Annotated in this window: 14 protein-coding genes; 7 read left to right on the forward strand and 7 right to left on the reverse strand. The window is 61.3% G+C overall.

Annotated elements, in window-relative coordinates:
- Positions 1-137 precede the first annotated feature (137 nt).
- Entirely contained in the window at positions 138-1130 is a 993-nt protein-coding gene (gene iolG, locus ATY76_RS01150; protein ID WP_088672945.1) for an inositol 2-dehydrogenase, read from the reverse strand.
- A 196-nt stretch (positions 1131-1326) separates the two neighbouring features.
- On the opposite strand from iolG, the gene ATY76_RS01155 reads away from it, so the two are divergent.
- Entirely contained in the window at positions 1327-1608 is a 282-nt protein-coding gene (locus ATY76_RS01155) for a hypothetical protein (RefSeq protein ID WP_088672946.1), read from the forward strand.
- Here the strand turns inward: ATY76_RS01155 and ATY76_RS01160 are convergent, their stop codons facing one another.
- From ATY76_RS01160 to ATY76_RS01170, 3 genes are all read right to left on the reverse strand, one after another.
- On the reverse strand, positions 1609-2091 hold the full coding sequence (locus ATY76_RS01160; RefSeq protein WP_088672947.1) for a hypothetical protein: 483 nt from the start codon (positions 2089-2091) through the stop codon (positions 1609-1611).
- A gap of 195 nt (positions 2092-2286) precedes the next feature.
- Complete coding sequence (locus ATY76_RS01165) at positions 2287-3159, reverse strand: Hint domain-containing protein (protein WP_088673723.1); 873 nt, start codon at positions 3157-3159, stop codon at positions 2287-2289.
- A 270-nt stretch (positions 3160-3429) separates the two neighbouring features.
- Positions 3430-4434, reverse strand: a complete 1005-nt coding sequence (locus ATY76_RS01170; protein ID WP_088673724.1) for a LysR family transcriptional regulator — start codon at positions 4432-4434, stop codon at positions 3430-3432.
- A gap of 270 nt (positions 4435-4704) precedes the next feature.
- On the opposite strand from ATY76_RS01170, the gene chvE reads away from it, so the two are divergent.
- The 6 genes from chvE to araD all read left to right on the forward strand — a co-directional run bounded on the left by chvE (position 4705) and on the right by araD (position 13026).
- The gene (chvE, locus tag ATY76_RS01175; protein WP_088672948.1) at positions 4705-5769 is read left to right on the forward strand and encodes a multiple monosaccharide ABC transporter substrate-binding protein; all 1065 of its coding nucleotides are present in this window, start codon (positions 4705-4707) and stop codon (positions 5767-5769) included.
- A gap of 99 nt (positions 5770-5868) precedes the next feature.
- The gene (gene mmsA, locus ATY76_RS01180) at positions 5869-7407 is read left to right on the forward strand and encodes a multiple monosaccharide ABC transporter ATP-binding protein (protein ID WP_088672949.1); all 1539 of its coding nucleotides are present in this window, start codon (positions 5869-5871) and stop codon (positions 7405-7407) included.
- Complete coding sequence (gene mmsB, locus ATY76_RS01185; protein WP_088672950.1) at positions 7404-8609, forward strand: multiple monosaccharide ABC transporter permease; 1206 nt, start codon at positions 7404-7406, stop codon at positions 8607-8609. The genes mmsA and mmsB overlap by 4 nt, the downstream gene beginning before the upstream one ends.
- 118 nt (positions 8610-8727) lie before the next feature.
- Positions 8728-9723: an AraD1 family protein gene (araD1, locus tag ATY76_RS01190; protein WP_088673725.1), complete on the forward strand. Its 996-nt coding sequence runs from the start codon at positions 8728-8730 to the stop codon at positions 9721-9723.
- A 68-nt stretch (positions 9724-9791) separates the two neighbouring features.
- A complete protein-coding gene (locus ATY76_RS01195) occupies positions 9792-11225 on the forward strand; it encodes an aldehyde dehydrogenase family protein (RefSeq protein ID WP_088672951.1) in 1434 nt (477 codons plus the stop codon).
- Positions 11226-11286: 61 nt separating this feature from the next.
- Positions 11287-13026 carry an L-arabinonate dehydratase gene (gene araD, locus ATY76_RS01200; RefSeq protein WP_088673726.1) on the forward strand — a complete coding sequence of 580 codons (1740 nt, stop codon included), beginning with the start codon at positions 11287-11289 and terminating at the stop codon, positions 13024-13026.
- A 371-nt stretch (positions 13027-13397) separates the two neighbouring features.
- On the opposite strand, the gene ATY76_RS01205 is transcribed toward araD, so the two are convergent.
- Genes ATY76_RS01205 through ATY76_RS01215 form a run of 3 tightly spaced genes read right to left on the reverse strand, consistent with a single transcriptional unit; the run spans position 13398 to position 16585 of the window.
- Positions 13398-14222, reverse strand: coding sequence for a transglutaminase family protein (locus ATY76_RS01205; protein WP_088672952.1), 825 nt, complete (start codon positions 14220-14222; stop codon positions 13398-13400).
- 12 nt (positions 14223-14234) lie between these two features.
- On the reverse strand, positions 14235-15176 hold the full coding sequence (locus ATY76_RS01210; RefSeq protein ID WP_088672953.1) for an alpha-E domain-containing protein: 942 nt from the start codon (positions 15174-15176) through the stop codon (positions 14235-14237).
- Positions 15176-16585, reverse strand: a complete 1410-nt coding sequence (locus ATY76_RS01215; protein ID WP_088672954.1) for a circularly permuted type 2 ATP-grasp protein — start codon at positions 16583-16585, stop codon at positions 15176-15178. The genes ATY76_RS01210 and ATY76_RS01215 overlap by 1 nt, the downstream gene beginning before the upstream one ends.
- Positions 16586-16727 lie beyond the last annotated feature (142 nt).

Genomic DNA, 16727 nt, shown 5'->3' on the forward strand with positions numbered 1-16727 from the left:
GGAGGTCGTTAGGCGCGGCAGGTAAGCCCCCCTCCCTCTTGTGGGGAGGGGTCTTCTATACACTTTACCAGAAAACGCGAAATGGCCGGGCGGTTGCCCGGCCATCTCATGCGTGGCTGCCGGTCGGGAGAGGGCCGTCAGCCGAGCTTGATCAGCTTGCCTTCCTTGACGGACTGGACCGCGGCGTCGGCGAGTGCGAGGGCTGCGAGGCCATCGGCGCCGGAAGGCGAGATCTTCGTGCCCTTTTCGATCGCCGAGATGAAGGCTGCGATTTCGTTGGCATAGGCTTCGGTGTAGCGGGTCATGAAGAAATCATGCAGCGGCGGGCGGGTGTAGCCGTCGCCGTTGGCGACTTCGATCGAGACCGGGCGCTGGTTTTCGGCGGCCGCCATACCCTTGGCGCCATGCACCTCGATGCGCTGGTCGTAGCCGTAGGTGGCGCGGCGGGAGTTGGAGATGACGGCCTGCTTGCCGGAGGCGGTCTGCAGGATCACCGAGACGCTGTCATAATCGCCGGCTTCGCCGATCGCCTTGTCGACCAGCACGGCGGCGGTCGCCAGCACCGAGACCGGCTCTTCGCCGAGCAGGAAACGGGCCATGTCGAAATCGTGGATCGTCATGTCGCGGAAGATGCCGCCCGAGCGCTTGATGTAGTCGACCGGCGGGGCGCCGGGATCGCGCGAGGTGATCGTCACCATTTCGACAGCGCCGATCTTGCCTTCGTCGATGACCTTGCGCACCGCCATGAAATGCGGATCGAAGCGGCGGTTGAAGCCGACCATCAGCTTGGCGCCGGTCTCTTCGACGACCTTGATGCATGCCTTGACGCGGGCGACGTCGAGATCGATCGGCTTTTCGCAGAAGATCGCCTTGCCGGCGCGGGCGAAACGCTCGATCAGGTCGGCATGTGTGTCCGTTGGCGTGCAGATGACGACGGCGTCGATGTCCTTGGCGGCTTCGATCGCCTCGATGGTGCGGACCTCGCAGCCATAGGCGGAAGCGATGGCTTCGGCGGCCTGCGGAAAGGCGTCTGCGACCGCAACCAGCGTCGCATTGGCGTCGCCGCTTACGGCCTTCGCATGAACCTTGCCGATGCGGCCGGCGCCGAGAAGACCAAATCTCACTGTCATTTCAACCTCCCTAGAATTCGGAACAAATAAACCGAATTGCCAAAAATCTGGAATTTTCATTCCACCTTCTCTGCGTCGCGTCAAGCCCGCGGCTCTTTCACATTTGCAAGATTCGAACTAAAGACAAGCGGCACATGCCGGGGGCATGTGCGATGCATGCCGGGGCATGCGTGACATATGCGACCGTGGGACAAAGATGCAACTGATCGATCCGAACCATCCGGCCTATCGCCGCCTCTGGGTGCGCATAGCCATCGTTGCCGTCTGCTTTGCCTGGGCCACGGTCGAGTTCGTCACCGGCGATCCCTTCTGGGGCGTGATCTCGGGCGGAGCCGGCGCCTATGCCTTCTATGTGCTGTTCTGGACCTTCGATCCGCAGCCGCAGACGACGGAGCCGGCCGTGCAGGCTGACGACGAGGAAGACGAAGAGCCCGCGGCGGCCACCGACAAGCCATCGAAGGACGGACAGGCGGAATAATCAGCGCGCGAGACGCCGCAGCGCTTCGTCGATCAGCAGATTGGCGAGCATCATCCGCTTGGTCGCATTGTCGCGGAAGGGCAGGGCGACGCCGTCGGGATGATTGGCGCGGGCGAAGGCGCGGCGCTTCTCCCCAAGCGTCAGGGCCGTGTCGGCGGCGGAGATCGCCAGTTCGGCCGCGACCTCTGCCGGTGCTGTGCGGGTGAGATGGTCCGGCATAACAGGCTCTGGCGCTGGCTCCGGCTCGGGCGGCGGCGGCGGTTCCGCTGCGGTTGCGGCCGCGGCATCGAGTTCCAGATTGTCGAAATAGGCTTGGCCGATGCGCTGCGAGGCGGCCGAGACACCCTCCATGACATCGAAGGCGAGGCCGGTGGCAAGCCCGCATACGCGGTGGGCAGCCGGCGCCTCGGCGTCATCGTCCGGCTCTTCCTCGGCTTTCAGCCGCTCGAGAACTGATTGAAATACCGATTGTCCGAATAGCATGCACCTTCCTCTCTCGGACATTAGAGCCCGCCAAGATGGCGCAGGGCTTGCCGGCAGCGGACGAAGAGAAGAAGGCCGATGTCATCAAGCGTGGCGCGATGATGCGCGCCACGCTTGATGTCTTTGTTTGATGTGCTCGCAAATCGGACGCGCGGCTTGGCAGCAGCCAGACCGGTCCCGCGCGTTCCGGTCCTGTCAGAGTGACAGCTCCCTGGCTTGCGCGTCGATCCTTTCGCAGGCATTCCCGAATGGATCGGGCACCCTTGCCAGCGGCGAAACGCCGAGCAGGAGGAGCGCTTTCAAATGTGACCAGCCGCCTGCCAGCAACGGCGCAAAGGATGCCATCACGACGCGCTCCTCGCCATAGAGACGCCGGTATTCCGCAAAATTGCAGAAGTTCTCGTAGTTGCTGTCATGCAGCCGGAAGGATTCGGCCGCAGCGCCTTCGGCGAGGATAACTTCGTGGGTATCGAGCATGACCGCATAATAGTCGATCGACATGCCGGCGGCGGGCGTGACCGGCGCGATCGTCGTGCCGTTCACCAGGTCTTTCACCTGGATCAGAACGCCGTTCAGGTACAGCGCATGGCCGGGCGACAGATAGAGATCCGAATGCGGCGTGTGTCCGTCCAGCGCGTGGCGGGAAACCCGGATCGGCACGACGGATTTTTGCCAGCTCTTGCCGCTCTTCCTGAAGCTTTGACGGCCGATCCACTTCACCGCACGGGTGCTGCCGTCGGGAAGGGCAACCCGATCGCCGATGCTGAGATTCTCGATGGGCTTCTCACCGCAATCCGTGAGGATCGCCGTTCCCCGCAGGAAGCAATTTGGGCCGCTGCCGCCACTGGAGCCACCGCTTCCGCCTGAGCCGCCGCTCCCGCCAGAGCCTCCGCGTCCACCGGAGCCGCCGCGTCCCCAAAGCCGTCCCAGCGCGTTGGCTGGAGAGGTGGAAATTGTTGTGGCTATGGCTGCGATGCCGGCGAGACGAGCGCCGGCGGCTGCGGCGACACCCAGAAAATGTCTGCGCGCAGTATTGCGTAGCAGCTTCGGATCTTCCTTAGATGACATGTCGGCGATCTCCTGAAAAAACATGAACACCGACCGATGTTACATTGGGTTGTATCCCGTTCAATTTCACCAGATTGCGCTGTAGCCTACCAACAATGGCGTAGGCATGGTCTGGTGGGCTCCCAAAAACGCTGTTGCCGGCAACAAAAAGCAGAAGATTTATCTTCTACCCGCACGCGAAAAAATCGAATGGTGTACGGCAGGGATCGGTTGAAATGGCTGAAAAGCAGCCCATATAGCGTCTCGCGACACGAGGACGGCTTACGACCGTCATCCCGCCTGCTTTCGGCTCTCCTCCAGAATAATGTCATAGAGCAGCCTCGCACTCGGCGGCAACGCCCGTTCCTTCGCCGTGATCAGGCTGTAGGGCTTGACGTTGATGTCGAAATCGATCGGCAGCATGCGCACATCGGAGGCCTTGGCGCCCTGGCTGGCGAGAAAATGGGCGACGTCGATGGCGACGGGGGCGATGGCGTCGGTTTCGCAGACGATGGCGCAGGTGAGCAGCAGCGAGGAGGTGTTGACGATGTTTTCGGGCAGCGCCACTCCGCGCGACAGGAAAATGTCCTCGATCGTGCGGCGCAGCAGCGTGCCCGGCGGCTGGAACACCCAGTCGTAATCCCTGACGTCGGCGAGGCTGCTCGGCTTCTGTTTCAACAGCGGATGACCCTTGCGCACGATCAGGCAGGCCCGCTCGACGCCGATCTCGGTCACCTCGAAAAGGCGCGGATTGAGATCGTCGGGAATGCGGCCGATGATGAAATCGTGGCGGGCGGCGAGCAGCTCGCGGGCGAGAACGTTGCTGGTCTCCACCTGTATGTTGATTTCGATGCCCGGATAGGCCTTGCGCACCTTGTTGATCGCCGGCACCACGAGGCTCATGGCCGGCGCCGTCACCGCGCCGATGAAGACCGAGCCGCCCTTGCCGCTCTTCAATTCGCCGATCTCGCGGCTCGCCTCGCGCAGCTCCAGGAGGATCTTGCGCGCGCGTCTGGCAAGGGCCGCGCCGAAGGTCGTCAGCACCACGCCGCGGGCCACGCGCTCATAGAGCTGGGTCTTGGTGATCGATTCCATTTCGGACAGCATTCGCGACGCTGCGGGCTGCGAAATGTTCAGCACTTCCGCAGCTGCGGAAATCTGTCCGCTATCTTCGATTGCGACGATCATGCGCAGGTGATTCAGCTTAAGTCCCGCACGCAAAAGGCCGTCGTCGCCGAAGTTATCGCTGTGGATATCGACGTGATCCATCAAAAATGGCTCGGAGATAATCGTCATGGTTGCAGCCTCCTCGCTGCGCTCCATTAAAAGTAATACTTTTTAACGATATACCAAAATTGTTATGCACTTTACCACTTATTCTATTTGACAGTTATAGGAATCCATACCAGTTTGCCGCCGTGTGCTGGTTGGCACTCAACACGTGTGAGATCGTGGAGGAGACCTACTTCGTTTCTCACCATCTGAAGTAACTATCCAATACGGAACCTGCCACAGTTTCGGGGCGGACGATTTTTTGTCCGCCAATGTTTAACAAGGGAGAGAGAAATGAAATCCATTATCTCATTGATGGCTGCGGCTGCCTTCGGCGTCGCTTCGTTTGTTATGCCTGCCATGGCGCAGGACAAGGGTCTCGTGGGCATTGCAATGCCGACGAAGTCCTCCGCTCGCTGGATCGACGACGGCAACAACATCGTCAAGCAGCTCGAGGCCGCCGGCTACAAGACCGACCTGCAGTATGCTGACGACGATATTCCGAACCAGCTGTCGCAGATCGAAAACATGGTCACCAAGGGTGCCAAGGTTCTCGTCATCGCTTCGATCGACGGCACCACGCTTTCCGACGTTCTCCAGAAGGCTCACGACGCCGGCATCAAGGTCATCGCTTACGACCGCCTGATCCGCGACTCCGCCAACGTCGACTACTACGCCACCTTCGACAACTTTCAGGTCGGCGTTCTGCAGGCTGGTTCCATCGTTGACGCCCTCGGCCTCAAGGATGGCAAGGGCCCGTTCAACATCGAACTCTTCGGCGGTTCGCCTGACGACAACAACGCCTTCTTCTTCTATGATGGCGCAATGTCCGTCCTGCAGCCCTACATCGACTCCGGCAAGCTCGTCGTGAAGTCCGGCCAGACCGGCATGGACAAGGTCGGCACGCTGCGTTGGGATCCGGCAACGGCCCAGGCCCGCATGGACAACCTGCTCTCGGCAAACTACACCGACGCCAAGGTCAATGCTGTCCTGTCTCCCTATGACGGCCTCTCGATCGGCATCATCTCCTCGCTGAAGGGCGTCGGCTACGGTTCGGCTGACCAGCCGCTTCCGGTCGTTTCCGGCCAGGACGCTGAAATCCCGTCGGTCAAGTCGATCATCGCTGGCGAACAGCACTCGACGGTCTTCAAGGACACCCGCGAACTCGCCAAGGTTACCGTTGCCATGGTCGATGCCGTCATGTCCGGCAAGGAGCCTGAAGTCAACGACACGAAGACCTACGACAACGGCGTCAAGGTCGTTCCGTCCTATCTGCTGAAGCCGGTTGCCGTCGACAAGACCAACTACAAGCAGATCCTCGTCGACAGCGGTTACTACACCGAAGACAAGCTGAAGTAAGACGTTAAACAGGAGGCCGGAGCCCGTGCTTGCGGGTTCCGGCCTTCGATTTTATGATCGCCAGGCCGCTCGGCGGCTCAAGGCGCTGGAACTTTGACTATGGACAACACCATCCTAGAAATGCGGAGCATCACCAAGACGTTCCCGGGCGTCAAGGCGCTGGAGAACGTGAACCTCAAGGTTCGCAAGGGTGAGATTCACGCATTGGTAGGCGAAAACGGGGCCGGTAAATCGACCCTGATGAAAGTGCTCTCGGGCGTCTATCCCACGGGAAGCTATGAAGGCGATATCGTCTATGAAGGCGAGACACGTCACTTCAGAGTGCTGAAGGACTCCGAAGAAATCGGCATCGTCATCATCCACCAGGAACTGGCGCTCGTGCCGTTGCTGTCGATCGGGGAAAACATCTTCCTCGGCAACGAGAACGCCAAGAGCGGCATCATCAGCTGGGAAGAGACGTATAACCGCACGAAGCAGCTTCTCCAGAAGGTGGGCCTGCGCGAATCCCCGAACACGCTGGTGACCGATATCGGCGTCGGCAAGCAGCAGCTCGTCGAGATCGCCAAGGCGCTGTCGAAGAGCGTGAAGCTGCTCATCCTCGACGAGCCCACGGCCTCGCTCAACGAGAAGGATTCCGACGCGCTGCTCAATCTGTTGATCGAGTTCCGCAACCAGGGCATCACTTCGATCATCATTTCCCATAAGCTGAACGAGATCCGCAAGGTCGCCGACCAGATCACGGTGCTGCGCGACGGCATGACCGTCAAGACGCTCGACTGTCACGCCGACGAGATCAGCGAAGACATCATCATCAAGAACATGGTGGGCCGCGACCTCGCCGACCGTTATCCGCCGCGCTCCGTGCCGATCGGCGAGACGATCTTCGAAGTCAGGAACTGGAACGCCTATCACCAGCATCACCGCGACCGCCAGGTGCTGCACGACATCAACGTCAACGTCCGCAAGGGCGAGGTCGTCGGCATCGCCGGCCTGATGGGTGCGGGCCGCACCGAATTCGCCATGAGCGTCTTCGGCAAGTCCTATGGGCACAAGATCAGCGGCGAAGTCTTCGTCGACGGCAAGGCCGTTGATGTCAGCACCGTGCGCAAGGCGATCGACGCAGGTCTTGCCTATGTCACCGAGGACCGCAAACAGCTCGGCCTCGTGCTCAACGACACGATCCTGCACAATACGACGCTCGCCAATCTCGAAGGAATCTCCAACAACAGCGTCATCGACGACATCAAGGAGATGAAGGTCGCGACGGATTACCGGTCGAAGCTGCGCATTCGTTCGCACGGCATCTTCCAGGAAACGGTCAATCTTTCCGGCGGCAACCAGCAAAAGGTGGTGCTGTCGAAGTGGCTGTTCTCCGATCCCGAGATTTTGATCCTCGACGAGCCTACCCGAGGCATCGACGTTGGCGCAAAGTACGAAATTTATACTATCATCAACCAGCTTGCCGCCGATGGGAAGGGCGTTCTGATGATCTCATCGGAAATGCCCGAACTGCTTGGCACTTGTGACCGCATCTACGTGATGAACGAAGGACGCATCGTCGCCGAACTGCCGAAGGGAGAAGCAAGCCAGGAAACCATCATGCGCGCTATCATGCGCTCAGGGGAGAAGAGACAATGACTCCGGTCAACCCAGCAACCGAGGAAAGCAACGTCGTTTCCGTTGCCGACTACATCCGCGGCAACATTCGTGAATACGGCATGCTCATCGCGCTCGTCGCGATCATGGTATTCTTCCAGTTCTACACCGGCGGCATTCTCTTCAAGCCGGTCAACCTGACGAACCTCGTTCTGCAGAATTCGTTCATCGTCATCATGGCGCTCGGCATGCTGCTCGTCATCGTGGCGGGGCATATCGACCTTTCGGTCGGTTCGATCGTCGCCTTTGTCGGCGCGCTCGCGGCCATCTTCACCGTCTCATGGGGCATGAATTTCTGGCTCGCCGGATTGATTTGTCTCATCGTCGGCGGCTTTATCGGCGCGGCGCAGGGCTATTTCATCGCCTATCACCGCATCCCGTCCTTCATCGTGACACTCGCCGGCATGCTCGTCTTCCGCGGCCTGACGCTGACGGTGCTGAACGGCAAGAACATCGGCCCGTTCCCGAAGGAATTCCAGGTCATCAGCACCGGCTTCCTGCCGGGCGACATGATCGACCTGTTCGGCACGCCCGTCCAGTCGACGTCGCTGATCCTGACGGTCATCCTGCCGGTCATCCTCTTCTACCTCGCCTGGCGCCGCCGCAAGGTGAATGAGAGCCACGGCATCGACGTCGAGCCGATGGGCTTCTTCGTCGTCCAGAATCTGATCGTTTCGGTCGCCATTCTGGCGCTCGGCTACCTCCTGTCCAGCTACAGGGGCCTGCCGAACGTTCTCGTCGTCATGCTGGTGCTGATCGCGATCTACGCCTTCGTCACCAAACGCACGACGATCGGCCGCCGCATCTATGCCATGGGCGGCAATGAAAAGGCGACCAAGCTGTCGGGTATCAATACGCAGCGCCTGAGCTTCTACACCTTCGTCAACATGGGCGTGCTCGCAGGTCTTGCCGGCATGATCGTGGCACTTCGCCTGAACTCGGCAACGCCGAAGGCCGGCGTCGGTTTCGAGCTCGACGTGATCGCGGCCTGCTTCATCGGCGGCGCTTCGGCTTCCGGCGGCGTCGGCAAGATCACCGGCGCGGTCATCGGCGCATTCATCATGGGCGTCATGAACAACGGCATGTCGATCGTCGGCCTCGGCATCGACTTCCAGCAGATGGTCAAGGGTGCGGTGCTTCTCGCCGCCGTGTTCTTCGACGTTTACAACAAGAACAAGGGCTGAGCGCCAACAGGCGCCAGTCCAGGCATTCGCAGTCATATGAAAGATGGATTCCGGCTCTTCATGGAGCCGGACAGGCGGAGCTTTTGCTGTCTTCGCCGGAACGAGAAGGATCGAAGTCGTGCTTATTTCGCAAATCAAGGGTGCCAACGGAGAGATCGTCGTCGCCGTCCGCGAGCTGGGCGGCGCTGCCAAATCGGTCAAGAATGCCGGCAGCGTCTATGCGTTGGCGATGGAAGCGGCAGACGGCGGCAAGTCGCTCGCCTCGGTCATCGAAGCGCATGGATACGGCGACGCCGTCGATCTGGAGAAGGCCTATGCGGAAGGTCGTTTCCTTCCGCCGATCACCCATCCCGATGCCGCGCACCTGCATCTGACCGGCACCGGCCTGACCCACCTCGGCTCGGCCGCCACCCGCGATTCCATGCATAAGAAGACGACCGAGGCGGCCGAGGAAACGCTGACCGACTCGATGAAGATGTTCAAGATGGGCCTCGAGAACGGCAAGCCGAAGGCCGGCGAAAAAGGGGTTCAGCCCGAGTGGTTCTACAAGGGCAACGGCCACGGCGCGGCAGCCCCCGGCGCGCCGCTCGTCTCCCCTTCCTTCGCGCTCGACGGCGGCGAAGAGCCTGAAATGGCCGGCATCTACGTCATCGCCAAGGACGGTTCGCCCCTCCGCATCGGCTTTGCGCTGTCGAACGAATTTTCCGATCACGTCACCGAGCGGATCAACTACCTCTTCCTTGCTCATTCGAAGCTGCGCCCGGCAAGCTTCGGTCCGGAGATCCGCATCGGCGCCGCGCCGGAGGATATCCGTGGCACCTCGCGCATCAAGCGCGGCGACAAGGTGATCTTCGAAAAGCCGTTCCTATCGGGCGAGGCGAACATGTCGCACACTTTCGCCAACCTGGAATATCACCATTTCAAATATGGCCTGTTCCGGGTTCCGGGAGATGTGCATGTCCATATGTTCGGCACGGCGACGCTTTCCTTTGCCGACGGCATCAAGACGGAAGAGGGCGACCTTTTCGAGATCGAAGTCGCCGAATTCGGCCTGCCGCTGCGCAACCCGCTGAAGGTGGCGGCCGAAGAAGAGATTGCCGTCAAGCAGCTCTGATTTTCGAGGCCGGGCCGCGTCCGCGGCCGGGCCGTGTTTGTAAACGGTAAAGGAGGCTTGTTGAGCCCATGACCATTTATCAAAACCTGATCGCCGGCGAATGGGTCGGCACGAACGCGACGAAGAACATCAACCCGTCGGATACGAACGAGGTCGTCGGTCTTTATGCCGATGGCAGTGCAGAAGATACCCGCAATGCCATCGCCGCCGCCAAGGCCGCTTTCCCGGCCTGGTCGCGCTCCGGCATCTGGGAACGCCACGTCATCCTGAAGAAGACCGGCGACGAGATCATGGCGCGCAAGGACGAGCTCGGCGCGCTGCTTGCCCGCGAGGAAGGCAAGACCCTGCCTGAGGCGACCGGCGAAGTCATCCGCGCTTCGCAGATCTTCGAATTCTTCGCAGGCGAAGCCCTGCGGCTCGCCGGCGAGGTCATCCCGTCGGTGCGCCCGAACATCGGCGTGGAGATCACCCGCGAGGGCCTCGGCGTCATCGGCATCATCACGCCCTGGAACTTCCCGATCGCCATTCCGGCCTGGAAGATCGCGCCGGCGCTCGCCTACGGCAACACCATCGTCTTCAAGCCAGCCGAGCTGGTGCCCGCCTGTTCCTGGGCGATCGTCGATATCCTGCATCGCGCAGGCCTGCCGAAGGGCGTTCTCAACCTCGTGATGGGCAAGGGCTCGGTCGTCGGCCAGGCCATGCTCGAAAGCCCCGACGTTCACGGCATCACCTTCACCGGTTCCACCGGCACCGGCCGGCGCGTTGCCGCCGCCTCCATCGAGCATAACCGCAAGTTCCAGCTCGAAATGGGCGGCAAGAACCCGATGGTCGTGCTTGACGACGCCGATCTTTCCGTCGCCGTCGAGGCCGCCGCCAATTCCGGCTTCTTCTCGACCGGCCAGCGCTGCACGGCATCGTCGCGCCTGATCGTCACCGAAGGCATTCACGACAAGTTCGTCGCCGCATTGACCGAGAAGCTGAAGACGCTGGTCGTCGACAATGCGCTGAAGGCCGGCACCCATATCGGTCCCGTCGTCGACGAGCGGCAGCTGAAGACCGATACCGACTATATCGAGATCGGCAAAAAGGAAGGCGCCAAGCTCGCTTTCGGCGGCGAGGTGATTTCCCGCGACACGCCCGGCTTCTACCTGCAGCCGACGCTGTTTACCGAAGCGACCAACCAGATGCGCATTTCGCGCGAGGAGATCTTCGGACCTGTGGTCTCGGTGATCCGGGCGAAGGATTACGACGAGGCGCTCGCCATCGCCAACGACACGCCATTCGGGCTTTCGGCCGGCATCGCCACGACCAGCCTGAAACATGCGACGCACTTCAAGCGCAATTCGGAAGCCGGCATGGTCATGGTCAACCTGCCGACGGCAGGCGTCGATTTCCACGTTCCGTTCGGTGGCCGCAAGGGTTCGTCGTACGGTCCGCGCGAGCAGGGCAAATACGCCGCCGAGTTCTACACAACGGTCAAGACGGCCTACACGCTGGCTTGAGACAAGCATGATGACCCGGGCCGTGCGAGGCGGTCCGGGAGTATCCTGAAGGACAGAGATGATGAAAAAGAAAGCGGAATGGCCGCGCCGGCTGAGATCGCAGGAATGGTACGGCGGCACGAGCCGCGACGTGATTTATCACCGCGGCTGGCTTAAGAACCAGGGTTATCCGCACGACCTGTTCGATGGACGGCCGGTGATCGGCATCCTGAACACCTGGTCGGATATGACCCCGTGCAACGGTCATCTCCGGGAACTCGCCGAGAAGGTGAAGGCGGGCGTATGGGAAGCCGGCGGCTTCCCGCTCGAGGTGCCGGTGTTCTCGGCCTCCGAAAACACCTTCCGCCCGACGGCGATGATGTATCGCAACCTCGCCGCTCTCGCCGTCGAAGAAGCGATCCGCGGCCAACCGATGGACGGTTGCGTGCTGCTCGTCGGCTGCGACAAGACCACGCCGTCGCTGCTGATGGGGGCCGCCTCCGTCGACCTGCCGTCGATCGTCGTCACCGGGGGCCCGATGCTGAACGGCTATTTCCGCGGCGAGCGCGTCGGCTCCGGCACGCATCTGTGGAAATTCTCCGAAATGGTGAAGGCCGGCGAGATGACGCAGGCCGAATTCCTCGAGGCGGAAGCGTCGATGAGCCGTTCTTCGGGCACCTGCAACACCATGGGCACCGCCTCGACGATGGCGTCGATGGCCGAAGCGCTCGGCATGGCGCTGTCCGGCAATGCCGCGATCCCGGGCGTCGATTCCCGCCGCAAGGTCATGGCGCAGCTAACCGGCCGTCGCATCGTGCAGATGGTCAAGGACGATCTGAAGCCCTCCGACATCATGACGAAGCAGGCCTTCGAGAACGCCATCCGCACCAATGCGGCGATTGGCGGATCGACCAATGCCGTCATCCATCTGCTCGCCATCGCCGGCCGTGTCGGCATCGATCTGACGCTGGATGATTGGGACCGCTGCGGCCGCGACGTACCCACAATCGTCAACCTGATGCCGTCGGGCAAGTACCTGATGGAAGAGTTCTTCTATGCCGGCGGCTTGCCTGTCGTGCTGAAGCGCCTCGGCGAGGCGGGCCTGCTGCACAAGGATGCGCTGACGGTCTCCGGCGAAACCGTCTGGGACGAGGTCAAGGAAGTCATCAACTGGAACGAGGATGTTATCCTGCCGGCTGAAAAGGCGCTGACGTCGTCCGGCGGCATCGTCGTGCTGCGCGGCAATCTCGCGCCGAAGGGCGCGGTGCTGAAGCCGTCGGCCGCTTCGCCGCATCTCCTCGTGCACCGGGGCAGGGCTGTCGTGTTCGAGGACATCGACGACTACAAGGCCAAGATCAACGACGACAGCCTCGACATCGACGAGACCTGCGTCATGGTCATGAAGAACTGCGGGCCGAAGGGCTATCCCGGCATGGCCGAAGTCGGCAACATGGGGCTGCCGCCCAAGGTGCTGAAGAAGGGCATCCTCGACATGGTGCGCATTTCCGACGCCCGCATGTCCGGAACGGCCTACGGCACCGTCGTGCTGCACACTTCTCCGGAAGCCGCTGTCGGCGGACCGCTCGCGGTCGTCAAGAACGGCGATATGATCGAGCTCGACGTGCCGAACCGCCGCCTGCATCTCGACATATCAGACGAGGAACTGGCGCGGCGTCTCGCGGAATGGCAGCCGAACCACGACCTGCCGACATCGGGCTATGCCTTCCTGCATCAGCAGCATGTCGAAGGCGCCGACACCGGCGCCGACCTCGACTTCCTCAAGGGATGTCGCGGAAACGCTGTCGGCAAGGACAGCCACTGAGCTTGAACGCATCCGAGATTGGGATCGTTGAAAAGGCGGGGTGAGAGCCCCGCCTTTGGCTGTTTGCGAAGCGCGAAGCTATTCCTTAGTCATGCTCGCGGGCGCGAGAGTACGTGCTGCGAGAGCGTACGAGGGAAGGAGAGGCTGCGGCAAATCTCTTCTCCCCTTGGGGAGAAGGTGCCGGCAGGCGGATGAGGGGGCTACATGAAGTGCCTTTTCCACATGCTATTCCGCCAAGCCGCCGGCATACCTACCTAGACGCAGATTCACCGGCGCGGTCGACGCATGATAGGCGTTCTTGAAAGACCAGCGCCGCTCTCCCCGAGGGGAGAAGGGGGAAACGAGAGGCCGCGTTCTGTCCTTCGGAGCCCTCAGCTCTGACTCTGGCTTTGCATCTGGCCGCCATCCTCCACCTTGACGGTGACCGACAGGGTTTCGCCCGGCGTGCCGATGCGCATGCCTGAAATCGGCGCGGCGTCGCGGTAGCAGAGGCCGGAGGCGGTCCTGACGTAGCGCGCGTCCGGGCAGATCTCGTTGGCCGGATCGAAGCCGACCCAGCCGAGGCCGGGAATATGCGCCTCGGCCCAGGCATGGGTCGCGGCCTGTTCGACCTTCTCTTCCATCATCAGATAGCCGGAGACATAACGTGCCGGCACCTGCAGGGCGCGGGCGGCGGTAACGAAGATATGCGCATGGTCCTGGCAGACGCCGCTCTTCTTCTCCAGCGCCTGTTCCGCCGTCGTCGCCGTATCGCTGGTCCCGGGTTTGTAATCGACCGTTTCATGAATGGCGGCCATCAGCGCATGCATGCGGGCGAGTTGGTTATCGCCGTTGACGCCTTTGATCAGCTCTTTCACCAGCTTGCCGCTCTTGGTCAGCGGCGTCTCGCGCAGGAAGAGCCAGAGCGGGCAGAAGCCGGTATGCGGGCCGGTGACGCCGTTGAGGTCTGCCGTTTCGACCTCGCCCTCGGCGAGAATGCGCGTCATCTGCTGCTCGCCTTCCAGCGAGACCAGATTGACGTGGTTGCCGTACTGATCGTCATATTCCACTTCTGGGGTGGCGCCCTCGACCTTCAGCGACCAGCCGAGCACCTGCTGTCCGGATGTCGTCGGCGGCGTCAGCCGCAGCCGCTGCAGGGAGAATTTCGACGGTTCGTCGTAGCGGTATTCGGTGAGGTGGCTGATTTTCAGTCTCATTTTCTGATCCGCTTAAACGTAGAACCGGTAGCCGTCGGAAATTTCCATGCCGAGCTGGTTGTTGCGCGAGACGAAATCCTCGAGGAACTCGTGCAGACCCTGATCCATGATGTCGCGGATCGCCCGGGTCTGCAGCGTGGTGCGGATCGCATCGGCGGTATCGTGGGCAGGCAGCCGCGCCTCGTAATCCTGGGCGAGATAGCCGAGATTGCTGACGATCTTCTCGTAGCAATAGGCCAGCGAACGCGGCATCTGCACATTGAGGGTGAGGAAGTCGGCGATGTTCATCGCCCGGTATTCGCCGTCATAGGCCCAGCTATAGGCGCGGTGCGCGGAGACCGAGCGCAGGATCGATTCCCACTGCACGTTGTCGAGCGAGGAGCCGACGGCCGAGACGGAAGGCAGCAGCACGTAATATTTCACATCGAGGATGCGGCTCGTATTGTCGGCCCGCTCGATGAAAGTGCCGATGCGGGCGAAGTTATAGAGCTCGTTGCGCAACGTCGAACCGTGGAAGGCGCCGCGGATAAGGCCGGCGCGGCGCTTGATGACGTCGATCACCTCGGGCAGGTCGGCGGCCTTCACCCGCTTTTCGAGCAGCGATTTCAGCTCGATCCAGCATTCGTTGGTCGCCTCCCAGGTCTCCCGCGTCAGCGCGGTGCGGACCATGCGGGCATTGTTGCGGCCGGAATCGATGCAGGACATGACGCTCGACGGGTTGGAACGATCGCGCAGCAGATAATCGATCGCATCGGCGTTGGTCAGCTTCGCGTGGCCCTCGTCATAGGCCTCGCGAACGCCGGCGCTTTGCAGCACGCCGTCCCAGTTGTCGTCGCCGGCGCTGCTGCGGGTCAGCGACATGCGCAGACCGGCATCGACCAGGCGGGCAATATTTTCGGCACGCTCTATGTAACGGAACATCCAGTAGAGACCGTTTGCAGTTCTTCCGAGCATCAGTCCTCCAATACCCAGGTGTCTTTGGTGCCGCCGCCCTGGCTGGAATTGACCACCAGCGAGCCCTGTTTCAGGGCGACGCGGGTGAGCCCGCCCGGAATGATCTGAACCTTGTCAGAGACGAGCACATAGGGACGAAGATCGACATGGCGCGGCGCAATCCCCTTGTTGACGAGGATCGGCACGGTGGAGAGGGACAGCGTCGGCTGGGCGATATAATTGTTCGGCTTGGCCTTCAGCTTCTCGGCGAAATCAGCGCGCTCCTTCTTCGAGGCCGTCGGTCCCACAAGCATGCCGTAGCCGCCGGAGCCGTGCACTTCCTTGACGACCAGCTCTTCCAGATGCTCCAGCACGTATTTCAGGCTCGATGCTTCCGAACAGCGCCAGGTCGGCACGTTTTCGAGCAGCGCCTTGCTGCCGGTGTAGAATTCGACGATTTCAGGCATATAGGAATAGATTGCCTTGTCGTCGCAAATGCCGGTGCCGGGCGCGTTGGCGATGGTGATGTTGCCGGAGCGGTAGACGTCCATGATGCCGGGAATGCCGAGCGCGGAATCGGCACGAAAGGTCAGGGGATCGAGGAAGTCGTCGTCGACGCGGCGGTAGAGCACGTCGATCGCCTCGTAGCCGCGGGTCGTGCGCATCTTCACCTTGCCGTCGATGACGCGCAGATCCGAGCCTTCGACCAGCTCGACGCCCATCATGTCGGCGAGGAAGGAATGTTCGTAATAGGCGGAATTGTAGATGCCGGGGGTCAAAACCGCGACGCGCGGCTTGCCGGTGCAGCCGGGAGGGGCGAGCGACGCAAGGCTCTGGCGCAGCAGATAGGGATAGTCCTCGACGCGCTGCACCTTGTTCTCATGGAAGAGTTCCGGGAACATCTGCATCATGGTTTCCCGGTTTTCCAGCATGTAGCTGACGCCGGAAGGCGTGCGGGCATTGTCCTCCAGCACGTAGAACTGGTCTTCGCCGGTGCGCACGATGTCGGTGCCGACGATATGGGTGTAGACGCCGCCGGGCGGGCGGAAGCCGATCATCTCGGAGAGGAAGGCGACATTGTTTTCGATAAGTTCGCGCGGAACGCGGCCGGCGCGGATGATCTCCTGCTTATGATAGATATCGTCCAGGAAGGCGTTGAGCGCGATCACCCGCTGCTCGATGCCCTGGGCGAGCTTGCGCCATTCGCGGGCCGAGATGATGCGGGGAATGATGTCGAAGGGGATGAGTTTTTCGGAACTGTCGGCATGGCCGTAGACCGCGAAGGTGATGCCGGTCTTCCGGAAGATGTTCTCCGCATCGCGGGACTTGGCAATCAGATGCGCCCGATCTTGGCTGTTGTACCACTCGAAATATTTTTCATAAGGCGGACGAGGACTTTCGTCCCCGGTAATCATTTCATCAAATGCCAAAGGTGCGGCTCCCCTTTTTTGTTCATTTGAATACAACGCAAATTGCAATGCAAGAACCATGCGCAGTTCGAGGAAAAGATTTTGCGGTGCGGGAAAGATGGGAGTTTTCGGGTGTTTGAAGTGATTGGGCAAATGGTGTTTT

It is taken from the genome of Rhizobium sp. R339, from assembly GCF_002211395.1.
Taxonomy (GTDB): Bacteria; Pseudomonadota; Alphaproteobacteria; order Rhizobiales; family Rhizobiaceae; genus Rhizobium.

Coding starts and splice junctions, on each gene's coding strand:
- iolG (WP_088672945.1), bottom strand. CDS start 1,130: ATGACAGTGAGATTTGGTCTTCTCGGCGCCGGCCGCATCGGCAAGGTT.
- ATY76_RS01155 (WP_088672946.1), top strand. CDS start 1,327: ATGCAACTGATCGATCCGAACCATCCGGCCTATCGCCGCCTCTGGGTG.
- ATY76_RS01160 (WP_088672947.1), bottom strand. CDS start 2,091: ATGCTATTCGGACAATCGGTATTTCAATCAGTTCTCGAGCGGCTGAAA.
- ATY76_RS01165 (WP_088673723.1), bottom strand. CDS start 3,159: ATGTCATCTAAGGAAGATCCGAAGCTGCTACGCAATACTGCGCGCAGA.
- ATY76_RS01170 (WP_088673724.1), bottom strand. CDS start 4,434: ATGACGATTATCTCCGAGCCATTTTTGATGGATCACGTCGATATCCAC.
- chvE (WP_088672948.1), top strand. CDS start 4,705: ATGAAATCCATTATCTCATTGATGGCTGCGGCTGCCTTCGGCGTCGCT.
- mmsA (WP_088672949.1), top strand. CDS start 5,869: ATGGACAACACCATCCTAGAAATGCGGAGCATCACCAAGACGTTCCCG.
- mmsB (WP_088672950.1), top strand. CDS start 7,404: ATGACTCCGGTCAACCCAGCAACCGAGGAAAGCAACGTCGTTTCCGTT.
- ATY76_RS01195 (WP_088672951.1), top strand. CDS start 9,792: ATGACCATTTATCAAAACCTGATCGCCGGCGAATGGGTCGGCACGAAC.
- araD (WP_088673726.1), top strand. CDS start 11,287: ATGAAAAAGAAAGCGGAATGGCCGCGCCGGCTGAGATCGCAGGAATGG.
- ATY76_RS01205 (WP_088672952.1), bottom strand. CDS start 14,222: ATGAGACTGAAAATCAGCCACCTCACCGAATACCGCTACGACGAACCG.
- ATY76_RS01210 (WP_088672953.1), bottom strand. CDS start 15,176: ATGCTCGGAAGAACTGCAAACGGTCTCTACTGGATGTTCCGTTACATA.